This is a genomic window from Streptomyces sp. NPDC001781, assembly GCF_053596035.1.
The window spans coordinates 106,277-130,857 of record NZ_JBSFFI010000011.1 but is presented as its reverse complement, the minus strand read 5'-3'; the positions used below and the strand labels follow the sequence as shown (position 1 = coordinate 130,857).

22 protein-coding genes and 1 pseudogene are annotated in these 24,581 nt (G+C 70.4%); 11 read left to right on the top strand and 12 right to left on the bottom strand.

Going from position 1 to position 24,581, the window contains the following annotated elements; genetic code table 11:
- Nucleotides 1–8 precede the first annotated feature (8 nt).
- A pseudogene (locus ACWCV3_RS13405) lies at nucleotides 9–131 on the bottom strand (lysozyme); the annotation flags it as partial.
- A gap of 359 nt (nucleotides 132–490) precedes the next feature.
- On the opposite strand from ACWCV3_RS13405, the gene ACWCV3_RS13400 reads away from it, so the two are divergent.
- Nucleotides 491–982, top strand: coding sequence for a MarR family winged helix-turn-helix transcriptional regulator (locus tag ACWCV3_RS13400; protein ID WP_451222593.1), 492 nt, complete (start codon nucleotides 491–493; stop codon nucleotides 980–982).
- Between the two features lie 18 nt (nucleotides 983–1,000).
- On the opposite strand, the gene ACWCV3_RS13395 is transcribed toward ACWCV3_RS13400, so the two are convergent.
- Nucleotides 1,001–1,789: a hypothetical protein gene (locus ACWCV3_RS13395; protein ID WP_451222591.1), complete on the bottom strand. Its 789-nt coding sequence runs from the start codon at nucleotides 1,787–1,789 to the stop codon at nucleotides 1,001–1,003.
- A 382-nt stretch (nucleotides 1,790–2,171) separates the two neighbouring features.
- Here ACWCV3_RS13395 and ACWCV3_RS13390 point away from each other — a divergent pair, with 382 nt between their 5' ends.
- The 5 genes from ACWCV3_RS13390 to ACWCV3_RS13370 are packed head-to-tail and all read left to right on the top strand — an operon-like array spanning nucleotide 2,172 to nucleotide 7,752.
- Nucleotides 2,172–4,913, top strand: a complete 2,742-nt coding sequence (locus tag ACWCV3_RS13390) for a sensor histidine kinase (RefSeq protein ID WP_451222590.1) — start codon at nucleotides 2,172–2,174, stop codon at nucleotides 4,911–4,913.
- Entirely contained in the window at nucleotides 4,910–5,410 is a 501-nt protein-coding gene (locus ACWCV3_RS13385; protein ID WP_451222588.1) for a roadblock/LC7 domain-containing protein, read from the top strand. Before ACWCV3_RS13390 ends, ACWCV3_RS13385 begins: the two co-directional genes overlap by 4 nt.
- Entirely contained in the window at nucleotides 5,407–5,829 is a 423-nt protein-coding gene (locus ACWCV3_RS13380; RefSeq protein ID WP_451222586.1) for a DUF742 domain-containing protein, read from the top strand. Before ACWCV3_RS13385 ends, ACWCV3_RS13380 begins: the two co-directional genes overlap by 4 nt.
- Entirely contained in the window at nucleotides 5,810–6,466 is a 657-nt protein-coding gene (locus ACWCV3_RS13375) for a GTP-binding protein (RefSeq protein ID WP_451222584.1), read from the top strand. Before ACWCV3_RS13380 ends, ACWCV3_RS13375 begins: the two co-directional genes overlap by 20 nt.
- Nucleotides 6,467–6,495: 29 nt before the next feature.
- Nucleotides 6,496–7,752, top strand: a complete 1,257-nt coding sequence (locus ACWCV3_RS13370) for a styrene monooxygenase/indole monooxygenase family protein (protein WP_451222582.1) — start codon at nucleotides 6,496–6,498, stop codon at nucleotides 7,750–7,752.
- Between the two features lie 35 nt (nucleotides 7,753–7,787).
- Here ACWCV3_RS13370 and ACWCV3_RS13365 read toward each other — a convergent pair whose 3' ends face one another.
- From ACWCV3_RS13365 to ACWCV3_RS13335, 7 genes are all read right to left on the bottom strand, one after another.
- A complete protein-coding gene (locus ACWCV3_RS13365; protein ID WP_451222580.1) occupies nucleotides 7,788–8,834 on the bottom strand; it encodes an NlpC/P60 family protein in 1,047 nt (348 codons plus the stop codon).
- A 112-nt stretch (nucleotides 8,835–8,946) separates the two neighbouring features.
- Nucleotides 8,947–9,258 carry a hypothetical protein gene (locus ACWCV3_RS13360; RefSeq protein WP_451222578.1) on the bottom strand — a complete coding sequence of 104 codons (312 nt, stop codon included), beginning with the start codon at nucleotides 9,256–9,258 and terminating at the stop codon, nucleotides 8,947–8,949.
- Nucleotides 9,255–9,923 (bottom strand): TetR/AcrR family transcriptional regulator, encoded by a 669-nt coding sequence (locus tag ACWCV3_RS13355; protein ID WP_451222576.1) that lies wholly within the window; start codon nucleotides 9,921–9,923, stop codon nucleotides 9,255–9,257. The genes ACWCV3_RS13360 and ACWCV3_RS13355 overlap by 4 nt, the downstream gene beginning before the upstream one ends.
- A 50-nt stretch (nucleotides 9,924–9,973) precedes the next feature.
- Nucleotides 9,974–10,912: an AurF N-oxygenase family protein gene (locus tag ACWCV3_RS13350; protein WP_451222574.1), complete on the bottom strand. Its 939-nt coding sequence runs from the start codon at nucleotides 10,910–10,912 to the stop codon at nucleotides 9,974–9,976.
- Nucleotides 10,913–11,021: 109 nt separating this feature from the next.
- Entirely contained in the window at nucleotides 11,022–12,491 is a 1,470-nt protein-coding gene (locus ACWCV3_RS13345; RefSeq protein ID WP_451222677.1) for a penicillin-binding transpeptidase domain-containing protein, read from the bottom strand.
- A gap of 41 nt (nucleotides 12,492–12,532) precedes the next feature.
- Complete coding sequence (locus ACWCV3_RS13340; RefSeq protein ID WP_451222572.1) at nucleotides 12,533–13,894, bottom strand: FtsW/RodA/SpoVE family cell cycle protein; 1,362 nt, start codon at nucleotides 13,892–13,894, stop codon at nucleotides 12,533–12,535.
- Nucleotides 13,895–13,919: 25 nt separating this feature from the next.
- Nucleotides 13,920–14,327 carry an SH3 domain-containing protein gene (locus ACWCV3_RS13335; protein WP_451222570.1) on the bottom strand — a complete coding sequence of 136 codons (408 nt, stop codon included), beginning with the start codon at nucleotides 14,325–14,327 and terminating at the stop codon, nucleotides 13,920–13,922.
- A 145-nt stretch (nucleotides 14,328–14,472) separates the two neighbouring features.
- Between ACWCV3_RS13335 and ACWCV3_RS13330 the strand changes: the two genes are divergently transcribed.
- A complete protein-coding gene (locus tag ACWCV3_RS13330) occupies nucleotides 14,473–15,258 on the top strand; it encodes an NERD domain-containing protein (RefSeq protein WP_451222568.1) in 786 nt (261 codons plus the stop codon).
- Between the two features lie 13 nt (nucleotides 15,259–15,271).
- Here ACWCV3_RS13330 and ligD read toward each other — a convergent pair whose 3' ends face one another.
- Nucleotides 15,272–16,153 (bottom strand): non-homologous end-joining DNA ligase, encoded by an 882-nt coding sequence (ligD, locus tag ACWCV3_RS13325; protein ID WP_451222566.1) that lies wholly within the window; start codon nucleotides 16,151–16,153, stop codon nucleotides 15,272–15,274.
- A gap of 65 nt (nucleotides 16,154–16,218) precedes the next feature.
- On the opposite strand from ligD, the gene ku reads away from it, so the two are divergent.
- Both ku and ACWCV3_RS13315 read left to right on the top strand, forming a co-directional pair.
- Nucleotides 16,219–17,250: a non-homologous end joining protein Ku gene (gene ku, locus ACWCV3_RS13320; RefSeq protein ID WP_451222564.1), complete on the top strand. Its 1,032-nt coding sequence runs from the start codon at nucleotides 16,219–16,221 to the stop codon at nucleotides 17,248–17,250.
- A 157-nt stretch (nucleotides 17,251–17,407) separates the two neighbouring features.
- The gene (locus tag ACWCV3_RS13315; RefSeq protein ID WP_451222562.1) at nucleotides 17,408–18,475 is read left to right on the top strand and encodes a hypothetical protein; all 1,068 of its coding nucleotides are present in this window, start codon (nucleotides 17,408–17,410) and stop codon (nucleotides 18,473–18,475) included.
- A 541-nt stretch (nucleotides 18,476–19,016) separates the two neighbouring features.
- Here ACWCV3_RS13315 and ACWCV3_RS13310 read toward each other — a convergent pair.
- Nucleotides 19,017–19,826, bottom strand: a complete 810-nt coding sequence (locus tag ACWCV3_RS13310; protein WP_451222560.1) for a tetratricopeptide repeat protein — start codon at nucleotides 19,824–19,826, stop codon at nucleotides 19,017–19,019.
- Between the two features lie 1,106 nt (nucleotides 19,827–20,932).
- Here ACWCV3_RS13310 and ACWCV3_RS13305 point away from each other — a divergent pair.
- A complete protein-coding gene (locus ACWCV3_RS13305) occupies nucleotides 20,933–22,696 on the top strand; it encodes a DUF262 domain-containing protein (RefSeq protein ID WP_451222558.1) in 1,764 nt (587 codons plus the stop codon).
- Nucleotides 22,697–23,067: 371 nt separating this feature from the next.
- Nucleotides 23,068–24,042 carry an HNH endonuclease gene (locus ACWCV3_RS13300; protein ID WP_451222556.1) on the top strand — a complete coding sequence of 325 codons (975 nt, stop codon included), beginning with the start codon at nucleotides 23,068–23,070 and terminating at the stop codon, nucleotides 24,040–24,042.
- A gap of 153 nt (nucleotides 24,043–24,195) precedes the next feature.
- Here the strand turns inward: ACWCV3_RS13300 and ACWCV3_RS13295 are convergent, their stop codons facing one another.
- On the bottom strand, nucleotides 24,196–24,387 hold the full coding sequence (locus tag ACWCV3_RS13295; protein ID WP_451222554.1) for an AbrB/MazE/SpoVT family DNA-binding domain-containing protein: 192 nt from the start codon (nucleotides 24,385–24,387) through the stop codon (nucleotides 24,196–24,198).
- Nucleotides 24,388–24,581 lie beyond the last annotated feature (194 nt).

Sequence of the window (24,581 nt, the reverse complement as noted above, 5' to 3'; positions counted from 1 at the left end):
CCCGGGGCTCAGCCGCCTGCGAGCGCCTGCACCCGGTCCAGGGCGCCGTCGAACCGTTCGTGGTCGCCGGCCGTCGGGCCGGAGGAGGTGTACCGCCGCATGGTCTGGACGCCCCAGCCCGCCGGAAGCGTAGGCGTCGCCGCGGTGGGGCGCGGCCTGCGCGGGAGCGGCGAAGAGGACACCGGGGACGAGGCTGAGCGCGCCGAACAGGGCCGTGCCCAGGAGGACGGGCGCGGGCGGGCGGAGCCGGGTCTGTGCACGGGCATGGCGTGGCCTTCCGTCATGAGAAGTGGGGGAGAAAAGACCGGCGAGCCTGTTGCGCCGGGCCGCCGCGAGCGGCCCGTCCAGGAAGCTCCGCACTCAGATGCGGGGGTGGGAAGGGGATCCGGGTGCCGCCGTAGGTCCACGCCTGCGAAATACTGGCGGAGCTGCGGCGATGACGGGGTCCGGCAGAAAGTTTCAGACGGCGAGACCGGGCAGGGGTACAGAGGTGCACGAGGACGGGAACAACGGTACGGGCGCGGCCATCACACCCGTGGCGCCGCGCTGTGCCGACCAGGAATTCCTGGCGCTGGAGCGTGAACTGACCGTGCTGCTGCGGCGGGCCCGGGCCAACCAGGGGGAGATGGCGCGCGAGGTCCACCCCGACCTGGAACCGGCCGCGTACGGGCTGCTCATCCGGCTCGACGAGCAGGGCGCCCAGCGGGCCACCGATCTGGCCGCCTACATCGGCGTCGGCAAGGCCACCATGTCCCGCCAGTTGCGCGCCCTGGAGGACCTCGGCCTGATCGCCCGCGAGCCCGACCCGGCCGACGGCCGCGCCTGGCTGGTCACGCTCACCGATGAGGGGCGGGGCCGGGTGGGCCGGGTCAGGGAGGCCCGTCGCGCCCGCTACGTCAGCCAGCTCGCCCACTGGGACCGCCGCGAGGTCGCCGCGCTCGCCCGGCTGCTGCACCAGCTGAACGACATCGCGGAGAAGTAGCCGGCGGTCCCGGAGCCCTCACAGCTCCACATGGACGGCCGTCGCGTCGTCGTGCGTCTTGCCGCGGCCCAGGAACGCCCGTTCCTCGCGGTCCGCCAGCTCCAGCTCCCGTACCCGCTCCACCAGGGCACGGGTGCCCTCCCCGGCGACCAGGTCGAACAGGGCCGTCCAGTCGCCCTCGCGGAACGTCTGCGTCCAGCGGGCCGCGCCGTCGGTCAGCGCGACCAGCGAGCGCACCTCGGCGCGCGGCACCGAGCCGGTGACCGCGTACCGGGCCACCGACGGGTCGGCGGCGGCCGTGAAGAAGCCGCCCTCCTTGTTGCGCAGCTCGGCGTCCACCCGCTCCGCGCTGGTCAGCGCCCCGCGCGGCAGCCGGGCCAGCCGGTCGTCCAGCACCGGGGTCACCGTGCCGTCCGGGGCGCGCAGCAGCAGCGCGGAGTCCGACAGCACCAGGTACTCCACCGTCCGTGCGGACCAGCGGACCAGCGCCGCCGTCGCCTGGGGCGTACGCGGGTGAGAAAGGTCACACGTGGTCAGATGGGCCTCGGACGTTTGGGTGATCGCCCGGCCGAGAATCTCCGCCAGCGTCAGATCTCGGTGGGAAACGGTCAGTTCGGTCAGCGCGCCGCCCAGCCGGGCGGTGAACCAGGGCACCGGGTGCGAGCAGCCCGGCGGGTCCGGCGGCGGTGTCACCCCGTCCAGCAAGATCACGCAACCGCCCTGACCGCAGGCGGGCAGTCCGACCCCCGCGAAGTCCTCGTTGGGCCGGTCGGCGGTGCCGGGTTCCGAGACGAGATCAGTACGCACCCGGCCAGTCTGCACGAACCCTTCACGAGCGCGGCCAACGGCCGGGGTACGCCCCCTGATCAGGGTGATCGCCCGGCTCGGACGCCGGAATTGGCGGCAAATGACATGGTCCGGGAACCCGTGGCGGCGAATACTGCCAAAGGCTGCCCCGCGCGTCCAACCGGCCCGCCGCGCAGGGGTGTCCGGCGAGCCGCGGCGACTTGCCCGCCAACTCTCCTCCGATGTTCACTCCTTCGGGTGGCGGGTCAGGTGATGCGCGGCCCCTGCCCACCGGCGCTGGGAGGGTCGGGAACCACCTACCGGGTGTGACGCACCCCTTGGCACCGAGACGACGGGGCGCCGCCCGGCCCTTCCGTAGACGAGTTCAGGATTGCGAGCACCGGTGCAGAAGAAGCGGCCTCGGCGCACAGGCAGGCAGACGGCCCCCCAGGGGACCGCCGAGCAGAACCCCGTGGGCGCTGGACGCCCCACCCACGTGCGCAACCGGCTGATCGTCGCCGTGGCCGTGGTGGCCGCCGCCATAGCCGCGGCAGGCGCCCCCGCCCTGCTCACCGCCTCCGGGGACCTCCATGAGTCCCAGAAGCTGGTGACCCTGGCGGAGGAGACGCAGGACGCCCTCGCGCTCGCCCACTCGCTGGCCGACGAGCGCGACGAGGTCACCTCCTACGTGGCCGCCGGACGCCCCAGGACGAAGGCGCCCTCCGATCAGCGCGGCACCCGTGTCGACCGCCAGGTCGAGGAGCTGCGCGCGGACAGCGACCTGCCGTCCCGGGTGCGCACCGCGCTGGACGGCGTCGCATCCGTCCGCCGCGCCGCGCTGACCGGCAAGACCGACGCGCTCAGCACCCACCAGGCGTACTCGGCCACCATCACCGAGCTGCACCGGCTCGCCGAGGAGCTGGCCGACCGGACGCCCCCGCGCGCCGGCACCGGCGCCTACGCGCTGGCCGGCCTGGACTCCGCCGTCCAGCAGTCCGCCGCCGCGCGCGGCCTGCTGCTGGCCGCGCTCAGCGTCCCCTCCACACCCAGCACGTCGATCAACCCGGTCACCGGGCTGCCCGTCACCAGCAGCGGCAGCTCCGGGGCCGACACCAAGCGGCGTGACGCGCTCACCACCGCCGCCCAGCGGGCCCGGCTGCGCGCCGACGCCGGCCTCGCCGCCTTCCGCGAGACCGCGCCCAGGGACGCCGTCGGCTCCTACGACTCCACGGTCACCGGGCCGGAGGTCAACTCGGCCGACAAGTACCTGGACTTCCTCACCGCCCAGCCCACCTTCGGCGACCGGCAGCTCGCCGTCAGCGCCAAGAAGCTGGACGCCGCGCTGTCCGCACGTGTCGACCTGATGCGCGGCGCGGAGTCCGCCCTGTACGAGCGCCAGGGCCAGAGCCTCGCCACCCTGCGGGACGACGACGTCACCGGGCTGGAGATCCGCATCGCGGTGCTCGGCGCCCTGATGCTGGTCGCCGTCGGCGTCGCCACCGCCATGGCCCGCACCCTGACCCGTCCGCTCTCCGTGCTGCGCCGGGGTTCGGCCCGTCTGGCCGGCGCCGAGGACCCCGCCGGGCAGGAGCCGATCGCCTTCACCGGGCGCAACGACGAGTTCGCCCAGGTCGTCCGCTCCGTGAACGCCCTGCACGCGCACGCCGTCGCCCTGCACGAGCGGGTCGCCACCCTGGAGGCCGACCGCAAGCACCTGGTGGGCCAGCGCCAGAAGATGGCCGACGCCCGCGAGGAACTGCGCGCCGAACTGAACGACTCCAGCGCCCAGCTGGACCGCCTGCGGGAGAGCATCGGCGGCACCTTCGTCAACCTCGCGCTGCGTACCCTCGGCCTGGTCGAGCGCCAGCTCTCCGTCATCGAGGGGCTGGAGGAGCGCGAGCAGGACCCGGAGCGCCTGGCCACCCTGTTCAAGCTCGACCACTTCGCCACGGTCATGCGGCGCCACAGCGAGAACCTCCTGGTCCTCTCCGGCACCGAGCACGTCCAGCCCGCCCACGGCCCGGTCCCACTGGTCGACGTGGTCCGCGCGGCCGTCAGCGAGATCGAGCGGTACGAGCGGGTGCGGATCGCCGCGGTGCCGCCGCACGCCCACGTGGCCGGGTTCGCCGCCGACGACCTCTCCCACCTGCTGGCCGAACTGATGGAGAACGCCAGCTCGTTCTCCCCGCCCGACCTGCCCGTCGAGGTCTCCGCCTGGCTGCTGGAGTCCGGCGAGGTCATGCTGTCGGTGCAGGACGAGGGCATCGGCATGGCCGTCGAGCGCATGGAACGGCTCAACGGCCGCCTCGCCGACTTCGACGCCGAGTCGCCGTACGAGCAGGAGGGCGAGGACGGCCTCGGCCTCGGGCTGTACGTCGTCGCCCGGCTCGCGCACCGGCACGGCATCCGCGTGCAGTTGCGGGAGCAGAAGCAGGGCGGGGTCGCCGCCGTGGTCGTACTGCCGCAGTCGCTGCTCGCGGAGACCCCGGCCGCCGCCGTCCCGCACCACGCCACCCGCACCGACGCCACGCAGAGCTTCTCCCTGCCCGGCGCCGACGCCGAGTCCAACTCGAACGTGCTGCGCGGCCGCCCCAAGGGCGCCGACCCGCTCGTCGCCCTCGCCGAGAAGGCCGTGGCGGACAGCGAGAGCGCGGGGCAGGCCGACGCCTCCGACGCGGTGATCCCGCGCCAGGCCACCCACCCGCTGCCGCCCCGGCCGGCGCCCGCCGCGCCGCCGGAGCCGGCCCCCGAGACCACCATGGAGCTGCTGCTCCCGACGGCCGCTCCCGCCGACGGGGACACGACCGCCACCACGGCGGACGCCCCCGGGCGCGCCGCCCCCCTCCCCGCCGAGGCCACGCACGACCGCGCCCCGGACGAGACGGAGGAGAAGCTGACGAGCAAGGGCCTGCCCAAGCGCACCCCGAAGATCACCGCGCCCGAGGCTCCGGTCCGTCCGCGCGCCACCGGTGTCGACGCCGAGGCACTGCGCCGCCGGCTCGGCGGCTTCCGCAAGGGCGCGCAGGCCGGGTACCGCGACGTCGAAGCGGAGATCGCCGAGCACACGGCGCAGAACCAGCGGCCCGTCACCAGCGCGAACGCCGAAGAGTCCACGGGGGGACACGCCGAGGAGGCAAGCAGTTGACCACGCCCAGTACCTACGGACTGAGCAGTGAAGCCCGCAACCTGCATTGGCTGCTGACCAACCTGGTCGAGGAAGTACCCGGTATCCAGTCGGTCGCGGTCGTCTCCTCCGACGGCCTGCTCCTGCTGTCGTCCGACCCGAACCGGGCCGAGGCGGACCGGCAGAACCGGCCGGCCGCCAAGGGCCCCCGCGGCTCGGCCGCCGACCTCGCCACCATCGTCTCCGGCATCGGCAGCCTCACCGTGGGCGCCGCCAAGCTGATGGACTACGGCTCGGTCAGGCACACGATGGTCGCCATGGACGAGGGCAGCCTCTTCGTCATGTCGATCAGCGACGGCTCGCTGCTCGGCGTGCACGGCTCGGCCGAGTGCGACATGAGCGTGATCGCGTACCACATGGCGCTCTTCGTCGGCCGGGCCGGGCATGTGCTCACCCCGGAACTCCGCAGCGAGCTGCGGATGTCCATGGAGTCCGAACCGAGCGGGAGCGTCCGATGAGCGCCATCGCAAAGAAGACGCAGCTCCCCACGCGCGGCGGCGACCGCAAGGCCGCCCGGGTGCGCCCCTACTCGCTCACCGGCGGCCGCACCCGCTTCGGCCACGTCCTCCTGGTGGAGACGTTCGTGGCCAGCACCGCGGCGCTGGACGCCCCGGAGGAGCGCAAGGAACTGGCGAACGGCCCCGCTCCGCGCGTGATGCCGGAGATGGCCGCCATCGTCGAACTGTGCCGCCGTATGCGCACGGTGGCCGAGATCGCCGCGCTGCTGAGAATGCCGCTCGGCGTGGTCCGGGTGCTCCTGAGCGACCTCGCGGACCAGGGAAAGATCCGTGTTTACGGCACCGGGACCGGTCACGGCACCGGCCGTCCGGACCGCGCGCTGCTGGAAAGGGTGCTGAGTGGACTCCGCCGTCTCTGACGCGACCGCCCCCGTGGGAAACGCTCCCCTCGCCGACGGCCCGGCCGAGCCCGTCGAGGAACTGAAGTCCTGGCAGCAGGACCGCAGCCGGGCCCCCGTCGCCACGAAGATCGTGGTGGCGGGCGGCTTCGGCGTCGGCAAGACGACCCTGGTCACCGCGGTCTCGGAGATCACCCCGCTCCAGACCGAGGCGCTGATGACGCAGGCGAGCGAGGAGACCGACGACCTCACCGCCACGCCGGACAAGACCTCCACGACCGTGGCCATGGACTTCGGCCGCATCACGCTCGACGACGACCTGGTGCTCTACCTGTTCGGCACGCCGGGCCAGCAGCGGTTCTGGTTCATGTGGGACGACCTGGTGCGCGGCGCGATAGGCGCCGTGGTCCTGGCCGACACCCGCCGGCTCAAGGACTGCTTCCCGGCGCTGGACTACTTCGAGAGCTGCGGCCTGCCCTACGTGGTCGCGGTCAACCACTTCGACGACAGCGAGATGTTCGGGCCGGAGGACGTGCGGGAGGCACTGACCATACCGGCGCACATCCCTGTCATGATCATGGACGCGCGGCGCCGGATCTCAGCGATCGAGACCCTCCTGGCCCTGGTGGGCCACGCGCTCGACGTAACCCCCGAGTAGCCCCGAGCTTTCACAGGAGACACCCCCGCATGCGGAAGATACTCGTCGTCGGAGCCGGCCAGTCCGGTCTCCAGCTCGCCCTCGGCCTCCAGTCGCACGGCTACGAGGTCACCCTGATGTCCAACCGGACGGCGGACGAGATCCGCTCCGGCCGGGTCATGTCGACGCAGTGCATGTTCGACACCGCGCTCCAGCACGAGCGCGACCTCCAGCTCAACTTCTGGGAGTCCCAGGCCCCGAGGATCGAGGGGCTCGGCGTCTCGGTCGCCGCCCCCGGTTCCTTCGACCCCGGCCCCTCCCAGCGGGCCATCGACTGGGTCGGCAAGCTGGACGGCTACGCCCAGTCGGTGGACCAGCGGGTCAAGATGGCCGGCTGGATGGAGACCTTCGCCCAGCGCGGCGGCCAGCTCGTCATCCACGGCGCGGCCGTCGGCGACCTGGACTACTTCTCCCGCACCTACGACCTGGTGCTGGTCTCGGCCGGCAAGGGCGAGCTGGTGTCGATGTTCGGCCGCGACCCGGAGCGCTCCCCCTACACCGAGCCGCAGCGCGCGCTCGCGGTGGCGTACGTCCACGGGCTCGGTCCGCGGCCGGAGCACCCGGAGTTCGACGCGGTCCGCTGCAACCTGGTGCCCGGTGTCGGCGAGATGTTCGTGATGCCGACCCTGACCACCTCCGGCCGCGCCGACATCCTGTTCTGGGAGGGCGTACCCGGCGGCCCGCTCGATGTGTTCAACGGCGTCAAGGACCCCGCGGAGCACCTCTCCCTGACCCTGGAGCTCATGGAGAAGTTCCTGCCCTGGGAGTACGCGCGGGCCACCAAGGTCGAACTGACCGACGCCGGCGGCACTCTCTCGGGCCGCTACGCGCCGACCGTGCGCAACCCCATCGGCCGGCTTCCCGGCGGCGGCCTGGTCCTCGGCGTGGCCGACGTGGTCGTGGCCAACGACCCGATCACCGGCCAGGGCTCCAACTCGGCGTCCAAGTGCGCCGCCGCCTACCTCGCCTCCATCCTGGAGCGCGGCGACCAGCCCTTCGACGAGGAGTGGATGAAGGCCACCTTCGACCGCTACTGGGCCGTCGCCCAGCACGTCACCAAGTGGACCAACGCCATGCTCGCCCCGCCGCCGGAGCACATCCTCGACCTCCTCGGCGCCGCCGGCCAGCTCCAGCCGGTCGCCGACCGCTTCGCCAACGGCTTCGACGACCCGGCCGACTTCGAGGACTTCTTCTACGACCCCGCCAAGACGCAGGCGTACCTCGGCTCGGTGGCCGCGGGCGTCTGACGCGCAGACGACCCTCCTGGCCCCGTGCCCGCCTGTCACAGGCGGCGCGGGGCCGCGTCGGGTCGTACGGCGCCCAGGACCGGGTTGGCCGCCAGGGGGGAGATCTTGACGTTCTCACCGGTCCGGGGCGCCTGGACCACCTTGCCGTCGCCCAGGTAGAGGGCGACATGGGTGGCCTCGGGGAAGTAGATCACCAGGTCGCCGGGGCGCAGCGAGTTCAGTGGGACGTGCGGGAGCCGGGCCCACTGCTCCTGGCTGGTGCGGGGGATGGGAGTGCCCGCGCGGGCCCAGGCGCGGGAGGTCAGGCCCGAGCAGTCGAAGGACGCGGGGCCCACCGCGCCCCAGCGGTACGGTTTGCCGATCTGCTCCAGGGCGAAGCGGACCGCCTGGCCGCCCTCCGCGGAGGCGGGCCGGTCGTCGCCGCCGAGGGCGCCGGAGCCGGTGAGCCGCCGCTGCGCCTCGGCCACGCCGTCCTGCTCCAGCCTGGACACCTCGGTCTGCTGCCGGGGGGTCAGGGACGCGAGCAGCCGCTCCACGTCGGAGAGGCGCCTGGTCACGTCGTCGCGCTGCTTCTTCTGCTTCTCGGCCAGGGTGAGCTTGGTGTCCAGCGCCCTGCGCGCCGACCGGGCCAGAGACTCCGCGCGCTTCTCGGCGCCGGTCAGCCGGTCCAGTGTGGCGGCGCGTTCACCGGCGAGGCGGCCGATGACATGGCCCTCGTCGAGTGCCTGCTGCGGATCGGCGGCGAGGAGCAGGCGGACGTAGACGGAGAAGTTCGAGCTGTTCCGGTACTGCTCCCGGGCGAGCCGTCCGGCGTCCCCCCGGCTGTCCCGCAACGCCATTCTCGCCGTGACCAGTTCGCCGTCCAGCCGCTTGACCTCGGCACGCTGCGCGGTCAGCTTCTCGGCGGTGGCGTTGTAGCTCTCGGTGGCCTGCTCGGTCTGCCGGTACAGCCGCTGAAGGTCCGTCAGCAGTTCGGCCGCGGTGCGCTGCGGCGCGGGCGCGGCCAGGGCGGGTGCGGGCGCGAGGGCGACCTGGGCCGCCATCGCGGCCGTACAGGCCAGGCGCAGCAGGGTTGCTGACACGACATCACCTCCGGTGCGCGGGGCGGCGGACGTCCCGCCTGCCTCCGTACCCGAGCTTGTGCCGCGCCGTGCGGGTTTGCGCGCCGAACGTGCGCGGACCGGCGCAACCTTGTCACCCGGTCGGGTCGTCCGGCTTGCCGTGCGGCGTGTTGTCCCGCTTCGGCCCGGACCAGGGCCAGCGGAGCCGGTCGGCGTCGCCGAGGCCCTCGGGGTCGTGCACGTACTTCCACCCCCGCACCAGCCCCAGCCTCCTGCTGTGCCCGCGCGGGACGCGCCGGTAGACCAGCACGGTGGGCGGGCCGCCGGCCGCGTCGGGGACCGGGATGCGGTACGTCTTCGGGGGGTGGCCGGTCGGGCCGAGCAGCACCGGCAGCACCCGGCCGTCCATCGGTCCGCCCTCGAAGGGGGTGTCCTGGCTCTTCACGCCCTCAAGTCTGCGTCATCCCCGGCGATCGCGGCGACGACGGCCGCCGTCTGCGGGTCGCGCGAGGCGGTCACCACCAGCACGGCGGTGAACTGCTCGACCAGCCAGTCCCGCAGCTCGTCCCTCGGCGGCCGCTTGTCCTCGTCCAGCCAGATCAGCGACGACGCCTCGACCGCCGCGATCCACATCCGCACCGTCATCCGCAGCGGGGGCCCGGGCTCGGTCACCCCCAGGTGGCGGTAGAGGTGCTCGGCGGCGGCCCGGCGCACCCCGTCCACGATGGCCGTGGTCCGCGAGGTCTCCACCATGCTGCCGCCCTGGAGCAGCGCGCTGAACCCGGTGTCGTGCTCGTCCACGAAGGCCAGGTAGCGGTCGACGACCCGTGCGAGCCGGGGCACCGCGGGCCCCTCGCGGGGCTCGTCGAAGCAGAGCCGCAGCGCCTCGGCGGCCGACGTCAGCGCGGCCTCGTAGAGCTGCTGCTTGCCCCCGGGGAAGTAGCGGTAGACCAGCGGGCGGGAGACCCCCGCCGCCTCCGCCACGTCGTCCAGCGAGACGTCCTCGGGGGCGCGGTGCGCGAAGAGGGCCAGCGCCGATTCCAGGAGCTGGCTGCGGCGCTGCTCCACGCTGAGGCGCCGGTAGGCGGGGGTTGCGGCCTGCGGGGTCATGACGGGCAGCGTAATCGCTCCCCTCCCGGCCGCCCTGCCCGGCGGCGTCGCTACGCCAGCAGCCCCGACGCCTTCCACAGCCGACGTCCGGCGCCGCGCAGGACGCCGATCTCGTCCAGGAACTCGGTGAGCCGGCCCGCGCCGGTCTGCATCACCTCGCGCCGGTGCCCGCTGGCCTTCACCTGCGCCACCGCCTCGCGCCTGTCGAGGCCGACGTTGGTGTACACGTCCGGGTTGACGAAGGCGACGGAGAAGATCCGCGCGAACTCGCCGGAGGTGACGCGGGTGAACTCCCGCGACCACTTCGGCGCCGTCACCATCTGGCGGCGCAGCTCCTCACGGGCGTACCGGACGTGCCGGGCCTCCTCCACCACGTGGATGCGCGTGACGCCCCGGATCAGGGGCTGCACCCGCTCGTCGGGGAAGGTGAGCCGCTGCATCCAGTCCAGCACCTCCTCGCCGAGCAGGGTGGCGGTGAAGGAGCCGGGAGTGGTGGAGATGGTCTTGAACAGGCGCCCGAGGTTCTGGTGGGCCCGGCTCACCGGGTACCAGGGGGTGCCGCCGCGGGTGACCACGCGGGCGAACATCCTGGAGTGCCGGCACTCGTCCTCGATCTCGGTGAGCGCGTACCGGACGTGGGCGCTGGTGGCCGGCTTGTCGTAGATGTGCCGGACCAGCAGCTGCATGAGGATCAGCTCGAACCAGATGCCCAGCGAGGCGAGCGCGGCGGCCTCGTGCCGGGAGAGGTCGATGCGCTGCTCCTCGCTCATCCTGTGCCACATCGGGGTGCCGTACAGCGACACCAGCTCCGGGGGCCAGAACCACTTGCCCTCCTCGAACGGGGCGTCCCAGTCCAGCTCCTTGTCCGGGTCGAAGGAGTGCCTGGCGGAGGAGACGAGCAGTCGCTCGGCCACCTGCTCCCGGTCCTTGAGCGCGCCCAGCGCGTCGCGCAGCCCGTCGAGCGCGTCCGCTTCCGTCAGGGTCGTCATGGCCTTAAGTCACCTCGTCCAGCCGGGAGTACGTCGTCGTCCGCCTCTTATGAGACTGCGTGTCAGCAAGGGCGTCAATGCCCTGCACACGACTTTTACCGACGACGGGTCAGCCCGCCCCCGAGGACCGCAGCACCGCCCGCATCACGTCCCGGGCGATCGGCGCCGCGTCCCCGCCCCCACTGATCTCCCCCCGGTCCGCCGAGGCGTCCTCCACCACCACCGCGACCGCCACCGCCGGCTCCGGCGAGCCGTCCGCCTGCGCCCAGGAGACGAACCAGGCGTACGGGAGACCGGTGTTGCCGACCCCGTGCTGCGCGGTGCCCGTCTTGCCGCCGACCGTGGCACCCCGGATCGCCCCGTTGCCGCCGGTGCCGCGCTCCACCGCGTCCCGCATCAGCTCCTTCAGCCGGGACGCCGTCGACGCCCGCATCACCTGCGTCGGCGGACGCGCGCCGCTGCCCGCGACCGTCTCACCGCCGGAGCGGGTGGTGCGCTCCACCAGGTACGGCGCCCGCGCCTGCCCGCCGTTCGCCACCGCCGCCGACACCATCGCCATCTGGAGCGGGGTGGCCCGCGTGTTGTACTGCCCGATGGAGGACAGCCCGAGCTGCGCCCGGTCCACGACGGTGTCGAAGGTGGACTCCGCCACCGCGAACGGCACCCTGAGCCGCGTGTCGTTGAAGCCGAAGGCCCCCGCCGTCGCCGCCATGTCCCTCAGTCCCACATCCACGCCCAACTTGGCGAACACCGTGTTGCAGGACCACGCGAACGCCTCCCGCAGCGAGGCGTCCCGGCAGCCGTCGGCCTCGTTCGTCAGCCGGGTCGTGGTGCCCGGCAGCCGGTACGGGTCGGGGGAGTCGGTCGGCGCGTCCAGGTCCGTGACCACCCCGGCGTCCAGCGCGGCCGCCGCCGTGACCACCTTGAACGTCGACCCCGGCGGATACGTCTGCCGCACCGCCCGGTTCAGCATCGGCTTGTCCGGATCAGCGTTCAGGCGCTCCCACGCCGCCGACGTGTCCGTACCGTTCCCCGACAGCCGCGCCGGGTCGTACGACGGGGTCGACACCAGCGCCAGCACCTTGCCGGTGGCCGGCTCGATCGCGGCCACCGCCCCCGTGCGGCCCCCCAGCCCCTGGTACGCGGCCTTCTGCGCCCCGGCGTCCAGCGTGGTGACGACGTTCCCGCCGGGCGCGATCCCGTCGGCCGTGTCGTGCCACACCGGGAACCCCGACAGCAGCGGATCGGTGCCCGACAGCAGCCGGTCCTCCGTGTGCTCCAGGAAGGTCGAGCCGAACCGCTGCGAGGCGAAGCCCGTCACCGGGGCGTACAGCGGGCCGTCCAGGTAGGTGCGTTCGTAGCGGAGCTGCTCCCCGGTGTCGCGGGAGCCGGTCACCGGCGCGCCGCCGACCAGGATGTTCCCGCGCGGCTGCTGGTAACGGGCGATGGCCGAGCGGCGGTTGGCCGGGTTGTCGCCGTACGCGCCCGCCTCGACCACCTGCACCCGGGCCGCGTTCGCCAGCAGCGCCAGCAGCAGGAGGCCGCAGAAGACCAGGGCGTGCCGGATGTACGGGGCCATCGGGCGGCCGGCGGGGGTGTCGCCGTACTCGCCGGGTCCGCTCACGTGGCCTCCTCGCCGTCGTACTGGCTGCGCGCCGAGTCGCTCACCCGGATCAGCAGGGCCACGATCGCCCAGTTGGTGACCACCGAGGACCCGCCCTGGGCGAGGAACGGCATCGCCATGCCGGTCAGCGGGATCAGCCCGGTCACCCCGCCCGCGATCACGAACACCTGGAGCGCCAGGATCGACGCCAGCCCCACCGCCAGCAGCCGCCCGAACGGCTCCCGCAGGGCGAGCGCGGCCCTGAAACCCCGCTCCACCAGCAGCGCGTACAGCAGGAAGATCGCCGCGAGTCCGGCGAGGCCCAGTTCCTCGCCGGCTGTCGCCAGGATGAAGTCCGACTTGGTGGCGAAGCCGATCAGCGTGGAATGGCCGAGGCCCAGCCCGGTGCCGGTCATACCGCCCGCGGCGAAGGCGAACAGCGACTGGGCGAGCTGGTTGGGCCCCTGACCGGCGTCGATGGTGGCGAAGGGACGCAGCCAGTCCTCGATCCGGCCGTGCACGTGCGGCTCCAGATGGCCCACCGCCCACGCGCCGAGCACCGCCAGCACCAGCCCCACCGCGATCCAGCCGGTCCGCCCCGTCGCCACGTACAGCAGCACCACGAACAGACCGAAGAACAGCAGCGAGGTGCCGAGGTCCCGCTCCAGCACCAGCACCCCCACGCTCAGCAGCCAGATCGTCACGATCGGCCCCAGTACCCGCCCGGTCGGGAACTGCAGCCGCCAGATCCGGCGCCCGGTGTACGCGAGCGCACTGCGGTTCGCGGCCAGGTAGGCGGCGAAGAACACCGCGAGGAGCACCTTGGCGAACTCGCCCGGCTGGATGGAGAATCCGGCGATCCTGATCCAGATCCGGGCGCCGTTGACCGCCGGGAACAGGATCGGCAGCAGCAGCAGCACCAGCGCCGCCGCCACGCACACGTACGAGTACCGCTGGAGCACCCGGTGGTCGCGCAGCACCAGCACGACCACGATGAACAGCCCCACCCCGAGCGTCGACCACACCAGCTGCGCCGGCGCCGCCCGGTCGGCCGGGGTCTGCAGGTCGAGCCGGTAGATCAGCACCAGCCCGAGCCCGTTCAGCAGCACCGCGATGGGCAGCGGCAGCGGATCGGCGTACGGCGCCCGCAGCCGCACCGCGATGTGCGCCAGCAGCGCCAGCCCGCCCAGCCCGGCCCCGTACCCCGCCGCGCCGGACGGTACGGCGCCGGTGCGGGCCAGACCGACCGCGCAGTAGCCGTACACCGACAGCAGCACGGCCAGCACGATCAGGGCCAGCTCGACCCCGCGCCGCCGGGGCAGCCGGGGGCGCGGGGCGGCGGTGCGGGAGGCGGGCGGCGCGGTCCCGGCCTGGATCATCGGCGGGTGTTCCGCTGGCGGGAGGTCAGCACCAGCGCGGGACGGACCCGACGTTGCCGATGTACCGGGCCGACGCCCACGCCCAGGTGCCGCCGGTGAGCAGGTACCAGAGCGGGTTGCCGCCCACCCGGTCGCCGTTCACCTTGCAGTAGACCGACACGCGCTCGCCCCGCTCCGCGAAGCGGACGCGGCGGGTGCCGCGGTCCGGGCGGTCGTGCAGCCAGATGCCGCCCTTGGCGGTCACCACACCCGCGTACCGGCGCGGGTCGCGGTCACCGCGCCCGCCCGCGTGCCCGTCGGGGCCGCCCTGCTGGGCCGCCGGCGCACCCCCGGCCGGGCCGTCCGCGGCACCGGCGGGCACGGCCCCGCCGAGCAGCACGCCCGTCACGGCCGCCAGCGCCAGGCCGTGGAAGAGGACGGAACGCAGGGACATGGAAGACCTCCGAAAGCGCACGGAACTGACTAACCGCCACATTAGGAGCCGTGGAGCGCGGAGGCGCGCCGCAGTGGGCCATCGGGGAGGTCGTGCTTGCTCCCTTCGGGGCGCGCTGGTCCCATGGATGGGGGGTGATGGTGTGATGAGCGGACTGAGAGTGGTGCCGAGCCGGGGACGGCTGTACGTGTGCGACGCGGGCGGGGGCCGTGTCGCCTGGTACGACCGGGGGAGCGGCCGGGTCAGCCTGCTCGTCGCGGAGCGCGAGCGGGACGTGCTCGACGCGCTGAAACCCTTCCTCACCGGCCCGGTGACCCTCGGCCCGCCCCCGGTCCCCGACGCCGCCGAACTCGCCCGGCTGACCCTGCCCCCGGACGACGATCTCGCCCCGAACCGTCCCGGCGAGGCCCTGCTGGTCGCCCTCGACCGCGAGCCCGCCCCCAGGTTCCGGGCCGACCCGCGCCGCCGCGCCCTGCTCGCGGAGCAGATCGTCGGCGCGGTCCTGGACCGGCTGGAGGGGGCCGGCTGCCGCGCGCTGCACTCCGTACCGCTCCCCGGCGGCGGCCGCATCCCGCACCTGCTCATCGGCCCCGCCGGCCTCTTCGTCCTCGGCGCGCTGCACACCCGCGGGCGCCGGGTGCGGGTCGTCGGCCCACTGGTCGCGGTCGGCCGCCGCCCGCCCGAACCGCTCCCACGCCGCCTGCACGCCGACGCCGAGCGGGCCGCGTACGCCCTGACGGCAGGGGTGCGCCCGGTGCTGGTCCTGGTCGAACCGGCCGAGGTGGCGGTGGCGGGGGACGCCGGGGATCTGCGCGTGCTGCGGGAGACGGAGCTGGACGGCCTCGCCCGGCCGGGCGCCGGCTTGCGGCCCACCGAGGTGGAGGCGCTGCACGCCCGGGCGCGGGACCGGCGGACGTGGGCAGGGGTGTGATCACGGGAGGCCCTCAGGGCAGCGGGGCCGTCCGCCGCGGGTCCAGCAGGCCCGCGAGGAGATCCCCGTACCGCTCCACCCTCGGCGCGACGTCCTCCGCGAGGAACGTCAGCCCGGCCGGGTCGCGGCAGCCCTCGACCTCTTCCCAGGTGACGGGCGCGGAGACGGTGGGGGCGCTGCGGGCGCGCACGGTGTAGGGGGCGGCGGTGGTCTTGCGGGCGGCGTTCTGGCTCCAGTCGACGAACACCTTGCCGGGCCGCAGGCTCCGGGTCATCCGGTGCAGCACCAGCCCCGGCATCGCCCGCTCCGCCTCCACCGCGAGCGCCTTGGCGTAGTCGCTCGCCTCCGCCGGGGACCCGCCCCGAACCGGCGCCAGCAGGTGCAGCCCCTTGGACCCGGCGGTCTTGGCGTACGCCCCGATCCCGTCCGCCGCGAGCCGCTCCCGCAGCCACAGGGCGACCTCGCAGCAGTGGACGACGCTCGCGGGCGCGCCGGGGTCGAGGTCGAACACCAGCCGGTCGGCCTCGTCCGGGGCCTGGACCCGCCACTGGTGGGTGTGGAACTCGGTCACCAGGTTCGCCGCCCACATCAGGCTCGGCAGGTCCTGGACCACCACCATCCGGGCCGCGCCCGCCGAACGGGGCACCTCGGCGGTCGTGACCCAGTCGGGCGTACCCGGCGGCACGTTCTTGGTGAAGAACACCTCCCCGCCCGGACCGTCCGGATACCGCAGCAGGGACAGCGCCCGGTCCCGCAGATGCGGCAGCAGCACCCCGGCGGCGGTGGCGTAGTAGTGCAGCAGCTCGCCCTTGGTGAACCCCGTCTCCGGGTACAGCACCTTCTCCAGATTGCTGAGCGAGACCCGCCGTCCCTCCACCTCCGTCACTGGCGTCATAGGATGACAATCCCAGAAACTGGACGAATCGGACGAAGCGACACCGTACGGAAGGGACCCGGCACGTGCGATCCATCTGGAACGGCGCCATCTCCTTCGGCCTCGTCAGCATCCCCGTCAAGCTGGTCAACGCCACCGAGAGCCACGCGGTCTCCTTCCGCCAGGTCCACACCGAGGACAACGGCCGCATCCGCTACCGCAAGGTCTGCGAACTGGAGGACCGCGAGGTCACCCAGTCCGAGATCGGCAAGGCGTACGAGGGCGCCGACGGCGAGATGATCCCGATCACCGACGACGACCTCTCCCACCTCCCGCTGCCCACCGCCCGCACGATCGAGATCGTCGCCTTCGTCCCGGCCGACCGCATCGACCCGCTCCAGATGGACGCGGCGTACTACATCGCCGCCGCCGGAGCGCCGGCCGCCAAGCCGTACACCTTGCTGCGCGAGGCCCTCAAGCGCAGCCACAAGGTCGCCGTCGCCAAGTTCGCGCTGCGCGGACGGGAGCGGCTGGGGATGCTCCGCGTGGTCGACGACGTGATCATCCTGCACGGCCTGCTCTGGCCCGACGAGGTGCGCGCCCCCGAGGGCGTCGCCCCCGACGTGGACGTCACCGTCCGAGACAAGGAACTGGACCTCGCCGACGCCCTCATGGACACCCTGGGCGAGGTCGACCTCGACGACCTGCACGACGAGTACCGCGAGGCCGTCGAGGAGGTCATCGCCGCCAAGGCCGCCGGCGAGACCCCGCCCGCGACCCCCGCCCCGGCCGGCGACGGCAAGGTCCTCGACCTGATGGCCGCGCTGGAGAAGAGTGTCCGCGAGGCCCGCGAGTCGCGGGGCGGGGAGAGCGAGGCGGAGGTCCGCAGGCTGCACGGACGCGGCACCCCCAAGGAGACGGGGGCGCGGAAGTCCACGTCCAGGACGGCGGCGAAGAAGACGGCGAGCGCCCGTAAGTCGACGTCGAAGGCGGGGGAGGCGAAGGGGACCTCGAAGAAGACGGCAGCCAAGTCCACGTCGAAGGCGACGGAGAAGAAGGCCGCGGTGAAGAAGGCACCGGCGAAGAAGAGGGCGGCTTCCGGGAAACGGTCGGCTTGACGGGGCCAGAGGTGGTGAGCCGGGCCCCGGGGAGCCGGTCTCCCCGCGTCCGGCGCCCCTTCCCCTCACGTGGCCGGGCCGCCGCCCGTGCGAGCCCTCACCTTCCGTACCTCGGATTAACCTCCCCGAACGGCGCGGCCTCAGGCACGATGAACATGTGACATACGTGGTGACCGTGGCGATGGCCCCGCCCCAGGGGGCTCCGGAACTCGACGTCCTGCGCCGGGAGGGAGTGATCTTCCTGCTGCGCAAGGGCTTCGACTCGCTGGAGACGGTCGAGGGCCCGGACGGCATGGAGGTCGACCTGCTGGACGACGTGATCGCCGCCCATTCCGGCGGGGCCCTGCTGAAGCTGTTCGTGGACGCCCCGGCGCTGGAGTTCGCGGAGGACGCCGCGCGCGAGGTGGTGACGGAGCTGATGGAACGCACCGAGGCCCTCGCCGACTGGCGCCTGACCCGCTGCGCGGTGGAACTGAACTCCGAGCTCCTCCAGGAGAGCCTCGACGCGGCCGACGGCCCGGACGCCCCGCCGTCGGACCCGGCGGAACGCGCGAGGCGGCACGCCGCGGGCACGACCCCCGCGCCCGTGGACGGCCCCGGCCACTCCGAGAGCCAGGCGATGCGCACGAGGCTGCGCGAACTCGCCCCGGCACTCACCGCGTTCACCCTGGAGGCGTTCGGCCACCAGGAATCGGTGCCGGAGTGCGAGGTGGGCAGAGAGGCGGCGGAGATAGCGGCGGGCGCCGTGGTCTACGCGATCGACCTCCTGGTGGACGAGCTCTTCACCGACCTGGCCGCCCTGGAGGACGACGGCCCCACGGTCGCCCGCAGCAACGCGACGTTCATGATCCTGGACGACCTCCCCCCGCACCTGGCGGACGCCTACACGGTCCTGTTCACCCGCCGCCTCACCGTCACCGCGATCACCCTGACGGGCCGCCTCACCCGCCCCCCGTTCGACCACCCCACCTGCCTGGCCGAGGAACTCCTCCTGAAGTCGCTGCTGAACCAGGCGGAGGTGACGGCCGACCTCTACAGCCTCCTGTCGGACGAGGTCACCCTGGCCCTGGAGACCTTCGCCACGACCCTCCACCCCCCGACCCCGCCCCACCCGGCGACCCCGGAGGACCCGGACACGTGGTTCACGCCGTACACACCGGAGTCGCCGGTGCACCCGTACGCGGCGAACGAGAACGAGGAGACGGCGGCGGAGCTGCCGGAGTGAGGTTGGGGAGGGGGTAGTTGAGAGTTGGGTCGTCGCAACTCGGTTACTGCTTGGGCGAGTTCCTCGCGTGTGAGGTGCGGGCGTTGATGGGTTCATCTCTCACGCACTCGCGGGGGGGCTTCTCATGGCCTACTGCGAGGCTCATCCGCCGTTCCAGCCTCCGCCGCGCGCGTCCCGTCCCGCCCCCAAGTCAGCCCGCAAGCGCTTCGAACTCCGCGCTCTGGGGCTTGCGTTGATCCTGGGCGGGGGCAGCGCCGGCGCCGGGGCGACGCCCAGAAGCCGAACACGACGAACTCGGTGGCCGGTATCAAGGCCCTACCGACGCCTACGGCCACGGCCACGGTCACCGCGACAGCCACGGTCACGGAGACGCGAAGCCGGAGGCGGCGCCTACGGTGGCCGGGGCGGTCAGGGGGAAGGTTCGGGTGACGGTGACCGCCCGTGCCGGGGTGGGGGGTTCGGGGGGCTCGTCGTCAGGCGGCCTTGATCGGACAGTCGGACACCTGGGACACCACTGTTCGGAGCTGCGATGCGCGTCCGATCAAGCGCCCTCTATTCGGTCCAGCAGAGCCTGAGCCTCGACTGTGCGGCGATGGTCCGGGCCGAATGAGGCCAGACAGGCATCGTGGGCAGCTACGGCCTGAAGGCGAGCTTCGATGCCGCGGTGTAGTCCCAGGAGGGCAGTGGCCACGGCCAACTCGATGGCGCCGGTCTCTGCGCGGCTCTGTCCACCGGGCAAGCTGCGGCGCAGCTCACGGGCGCGCTCCGCCTCGGCAAGGGCCTCCTCGTAGCGTGCTTGGCCACTGAGGCTGCGTGCCAGGCCGAGCCTCAATGCCAGAGTCAACCGGTCTGGTTCAGGATAGGCGGCCAGGGTCTCGCGGGCGCGTGCCTCGGCCTCAGGGTGACGCTCCTGCGCGCTGAGAGCGAAGACCAGCCCATTACTGGCAGCCCTTACTACGTTTTGCGACTCTCCTGTACCGCGGCTCGCGGTCTGGGCGACGGCCACACACTCTGCCTCACACTCGGCGTACCGACCGAGCGCGGCCAGCGTCTGGGCGCGGTCGGAGCGCAGTTTCAGGGTCTGCCAGTGATCAGCTCCAAAGGATTTTCCGACGGCCGGCAGCACTTCGTCGTAAATGGCGAGAGCGTCAGCGTGGCGGCCCTGGGCGCCCGTCGCGTTTGCGGCGATGCTCAGGGCCAGCGGTGTGTACGTGTCATCGTGCGGCAGCGACCGGGCCACGGCACGGGCTTCGGTCACCGCATCTGCGTAGCGCCCGGCCGTGTACAGGGCCATGGCCCGCGACACAGGGGGTTCAGTCGTCCGCTTGGCGCGCAGTCGGAAGAGTCTCATGGCCCGAGGATATGGATTGTGCGCGTGGGGCTCGGCCAAGGGGCGGGGCCGACCTCGGCGCGGCCTCAAGCAGTGCGGACTCTCGGGTTGACGTCCTGGTGCGGTGCCGGTTCGACAACGTCACCGATGACCTGGTGCGTCTTGCCCGCGAGCAGATCAAGAACTCTTTCGCCCTCACCTCCAACGGCGTCTCCGACATGATCGATCGAATGCGGTGCCCGGGCTGTGAGGAGCCCGGGGCTTCGGTCTGTCCACAGGTGGTCGACACGGCCACGCGTGCAGCCTCGCGAAACGTGCTCTGCCCTGCTGCGAAGCTCATCAAGATCATTACGTGAGAGGTGGCAGATGGCTGGTTCCGGCGGCATCTGCCTGCACATACGCGAAGACCCCGGCCTCAGCGTTTCCGCTGGTGACGGGGTCTTTAGGCACCTCATGTTGGGTGCCCCCGGCAGGATTCGAACCTGCGCACACGGCTCCGGAGGGCGATTGGGTGTCTGGCATCTGTGCTGGTTAGAGCTGTTCTGGGTCGGCCACGGCCCACTTCCGTCCACGAATGGTCCACGGAGGGGAAGTTGGTCAGCGCGCGCGAGAGGCCAGGAGCTGTTGAAAACGCCTTTGGAGGAAACAGCATCTGCTCGACCATGAGTCGCTTCAAGTCTTCCACGGTTACTCCTAGTTGCCGGTCAACCACAACGAGGCGATCATGCCGAAGGGAGGCGACGTTCACGGCCTGAGGGGTGTTGCGAGCTACTGCTTCATCACCGGCAGCTGCTCCGCTCCCCTGGCCGGCGCTCCTGCCCCTGGCCGGCCGCTCCCGTCCGGCTGGCCGTCCGAGCTCACGGTTCGCGTAGCCATACATCACCCCGTGGCTGCCCCCAGCACTGCTGCTGCGAGCGCAAAAGCGCCACTCCTCCGTAGATGCACCATCTCCGCAAGTAGCCACTGGCTTACGGAAGTTGACGAAAATGGTCACTCACGTGGGTGCCGATCCGTATCGTGATGACTTAACGCCCTCGCGCGAGGCGTCGAGAGCGGCAGGATAGGTAACCTACAAGGCCCCTGTCCGTAGAGTGCTGAGTGAAAATTCACCAAAGAGGGGACCAGAATTGGGTTTCGATGCGGTTCAACGCACGATCGGGGAGATCGTTCTCATCGGGGAACATGTTGTCCCCCGTTATCAAAGGCCGTACGCATGGGACGAAGAGAACGTGTTGGACCTCTGGAATGACCTAAGAGACAATCCCGAAGGGCATTTCCTCGGTAACATGGTTGTTCATCCCTCGGGTAGCGACAGCTGGGACCTCGTCGATGGCCAGCAGCGTCTCACGACTGTACTGATTGCAATCAGGGCAATTAAGGACGCGTACGAAAAAATCGGAGAGAAAGGAAGGGCACAAGGACTGTCGAATTATTTGCAGCGCGTCGACCTGTCCGGTAATGCGGCCTTTCGGCTTAAATATCGAACCAAATCCGGATTCCTGCACTTGGGTCTATTTTCGGAGCCCGAATCAGCAATTCGGCAAGCAAAACCAGAAAGCAGTGCGGACAAAGCACAGTATGCCGCCTATGAGATTTTCGCTAAACACATCGAGGCTGAAGTAAATAAGTCTGCAATCCCTCGTGCTGAAGCTATCGATGCGATCCGCGATCGCTTTATCCGCTCAAGCGTGGTCTACGTTCGAGTCGATGATCGCCAAGATGCATTCAGAATTTTTGAGACTCTCAATGATCGCGGAAAGAGCCTCAATCAGGTCGACCTGGTGAAGAATCAAGTAATTTCATCCATTACTGCAACGGCGGCCCAGGAGGAGGAGCACCTCTGGGGAAATAGCGTGAGGAATATTGAATCCATTTCGTGGTCGAAGGTTAAGGTGGAGGATTTCCTTGGTTACACTTGGAACTCAACTTCACATCAACAGGACGACGAAATTGTCGCAGTAAACAGGATTCGCCGATCTGTTGATTCCTTTATGCGCAGCCGAGCAAACATGGAGCAGGGCGCGCGAGAATTCATCCGCCTCTTTAGTGAGACTGCAGAGATCTTCAAGGAGTTCGACGAGTGTCTCGCATCGCCCAATGGAAAACATTGGGAACGAGTGGTTCCTGCGGGACGTTGGCGGCCTGATCGATTCGCAGCGGTCGACCACTCCTTGTTTGGCTGCCTGGTACCGGGCTCAAATCTGCCGTTGAATCTCCTCTTTTCCTTGCTTAGGAACTACATTCATAATCCTCGTCGCACGATTTCAAATGCTCGGTTGATTGACTTCCTGAGTGCGATCGAAAATTTGCAGTTCAGGTGGTCTATTTCCCAGCGCCCATCCACCTCAACGATCCGCCGCGCGTACCGGCGGGCCGCCTACTCGGTGGATGCTGCAATCACGGCGAATGACACAAGGGAAGCCCTTCAGCAATTCAAGCGTGACGCGAATGTCCTCATGCCTACTGACGCGCAGTTTAGAGATGGACTTAAAAAGCTAACTTACTTTACTCAGCGCCCACAAGACGTTCACCGCGTTCGATATACGCTAGAAAAGATTGATGAATTTTGGGGCTCGTCGAAACTCGGACGCCACCATAGCATTACTCTTGAGCATATCGAACCTCAGGGGGCTAAATCAATCAATTCAAATCAAAATTTCTGGGTAGGGAAGCTGGGTAATCTCATGCTTCTACCCATGGAAGTGAATAGCGCACTACCTTCCGACTTCCCGAGTAAGGCGTCCAAGCTGGTGCAGTGGGCGAATGGTAACGACCTCGTTCTGCATCGACAAATCGGTCTGGGCGCATGGGGTAATGCGGTCGCCAACGAACGCATGGAAACGCTGCTTCATGCGGCCATCTCCGTTTGGCCAAAAAGTATGGACGTCTAGATTTCGCCCCGCCCTCCTTCTCTAGATGACTAGCGCACTGACACGGGTTGCTTCGTCAAGAGCTACAGCACCAGGCCGGGCCGGCCTTCCTTGGCTAAAGCCAGCCCTGATTCGGAGGAAATGGGAAATGGAATCAAAGGTATACACCCGCCGTCATCCGTGACGGTCTCCCAGTAAAACGTCGAGCGCATGCACGGGAGAGTGTGGGTGCAGGGACAGTCGTGGATCTAACTGGGGCCAAACCTCAGACGGACCTCTGCCAGGAGGCCGAGAGGGGGTTGTCAGTGCAGCCCGCTATGTTGCTCCAGGCGCTCGTGCGGCATCGTTCCGGCATGGGGCCACCTTGGTTGGATCTGCTTGGGGAGGGCGCAATGACGGCGTGGTTGGTGCTGGCGAAGGCTGGCAGCAAGCGGGTGAGCGAGGGGTACGACGACAACCCCGCTACCCACTACAGCTGGGACAACACGGTGAACAACCACGCCAAGCTGAAAGTCGGTGACGTGATCGTATTGTGGGACGCCACCGAGCTGCTGGGGCTGTCGGTGATCGAAGACATCGAGGTCGGGCAGGCCGAGAAGGAAACCCCGTACTGTCTCAAGTGCGGCAAGGCCGATGTGGCCGAGCGAAAGAAGAAGCTGCCCCGGTTCGTGTGCTGGAACCAGAAGTGCAAGCACGAATCCGACCAGGCCGGTCGGAAACGCAAGCAGGTCACCACCTACCGCAGCCGGCACGAGGCCGGCTGGATTGACGCACGCGGCACCCTAACCGCTCCCGAGCTGCGCATGCTGTGCGTGCAACGCGCGTCTCAGAACAGCCTGCGCGAACTACGCTGGGACGACTTCCAGCACGCCCTCACCCACGGCGGCGTGCCGCTGCCGCTGGGCGTCATCGACACGACCCAGCAGATGATCGCCGAAGGGCACGGGACCGCGACCATCCGCGTACGTAAAGGGCAGCCCGCCTTCCGCAAGTACCTGTTGGACGTGTTCGGCGAGGTATGCGCATTCACCGGGCCGGCCCCGGTCCAGGCGTTGGAAGCGGCGCACCTGTACAGCTACGCGGCCAACGGCAAACACCACAAGGGCGGTGGTCTGCTGCTGCGTCGTGACCTGCACCGGCTCTTCGATCTCGGGCTGATCTCTGTCAACCCCCGGACCAAGACCCTGAACCTGGCCAACACTCTCAAGGAGTACCCGGACTACGCCAGGCTGGACGGCGCTCCGCTGACCGTGACCATGACGGCCGATCACCTCAAGTGGCTGACTAAGCACTGGGACATGCACCGTGCGCAGACGCCGATGACCGCGATCCCCCAACAGGCCTCCGTTGAGGCGGCCACCGCGTAGGGACACCGGTCCACCGATCCCACGAAGCCCCCGCACCTGTCAGTGCGAGTGGTCGGCCCAACGTTTCCGTGAATCACTGCGAAATCAGAAGCTGTGAATCGGTGCGTTCGAAGAAGGGCCGCTCTGAACGACCACCCCCCAGACGGGGCCCGCCTACGTGAGATCTCCCGTGGAAAGCAGCTCGCCGATCGCATCCTCGGCTCGGCGAAGAGTGATGCGACCATCTCCCATGCTGTAGGCCAGGATCTCGGAACCAGGACTCAGGCCGGCCTCCGCCAAGAGGCCGAGGGGCAGCTGGATCTGTCCGTCATCGCCGATGGTCAGCTGTGTGGGTTCCCGAAGCATGCCCACAGCCTGCCACGGTGGCCGCGACGGGCATCGTTCACCGTTGTTTGGGCGCCGCTACGACCTTCTCGGCAGCGGCGTTCGGGGCTTCGTACTCCCAGACCCTGGACCTTTTCTCGCCAGAATCGGGAGCGCTTCATGGCGGGACGGTAGTAGTCGGAGCACCCCCGTGCCATTAGCAGCCGACGACGAAG

Excerpts from the sequence above, each read along its gene's own strand:
- ACWCV3_RS13350 (WP_451222574.1), bottom strand. The coding sequence starts at position 10,912 with ATGACGACCCTGACGGAAGCGGACGCGCTCGACGGGCTGCGCGACGCG.
- ligD (WP_451222566.1), bottom strand. The coding sequence starts at position 16,153 with ATGACGCCAGTGACGGAGGTGGAGGGACGGCGGGTCTCGCTCAGCAAT.
- ACWCV3_RS13310 (WP_451222560.1), bottom strand. The coding sequence starts at position 19,826 with ATGAGACTCTTCCGACTGCGCGCCAAGCGGACGACTGAACCCCCTGTG.
- ACWCV3_RS13380 (WP_451222586.1), top strand. The coding sequence starts at position 5,407 with ATGAGCGCCATCGCAAAGAAGACGCAGCTCCCCACGCGCGGCGGCGAC.
- ACWCV3_RS13335 (WP_451222570.1), bottom strand. The coding sequence starts at position 14,327 with ATGTCCCTGCGTTCCGTCCTCTTCCACGGCCTGGCGCTGGCGGCCGTG.
- ACWCV3_RS13295 (WP_451222554.1), bottom strand. The coding sequence starts at position 24,387 with ATGCTTCGGGAACCCACACAGCTGACCATCGGCGATGACGGACAGATC.
- ACWCV3_RS13340 (WP_451222572.1), bottom strand. The coding sequence starts at position 13,894 with ATGATCCAGGCCGGGACCGCGCCGCCCGCCTCCCGCACCGCCGCCCCG.
- ACWCV3_RS13345 (WP_451222677.1), bottom strand. The coding sequence starts at position 12,491 with ATGGCCCCGTACATCCGGCACGCCCTGGTCTTCTGCGGCCTCCTGCTG.
- ACWCV3_RS13370 (WP_451222582.1), top strand. The coding sequence starts at position 6,496 with ATGCGGAAGATACTCGTCGTCGGAGCCGGCCAGTCCGGTCTCCAGCTC.
- ACWCV3_RS13355 (WP_451222576.1), bottom strand. The coding sequence starts at position 9,923 with ATGACCCCGCAGGCCGCAACCCCCGCCTACCGGCGCCTCAGCGTGGAG.
- ACWCV3_RS13300 (WP_451222556.1), top strand. The coding sequence starts at position 23,068 with ATGACGGCGTGGTTGGTGCTGGCGAAGGCTGGCAGCAAGCGGGTGAGC.
- ACWCV3_RS13330 (WP_451222568.1), top strand. The coding sequence starts at position 14,473 with ATGAGCGGACTGAGAGTGGTGCCGAGCCGGGGACGGCTGTACGTGTGC.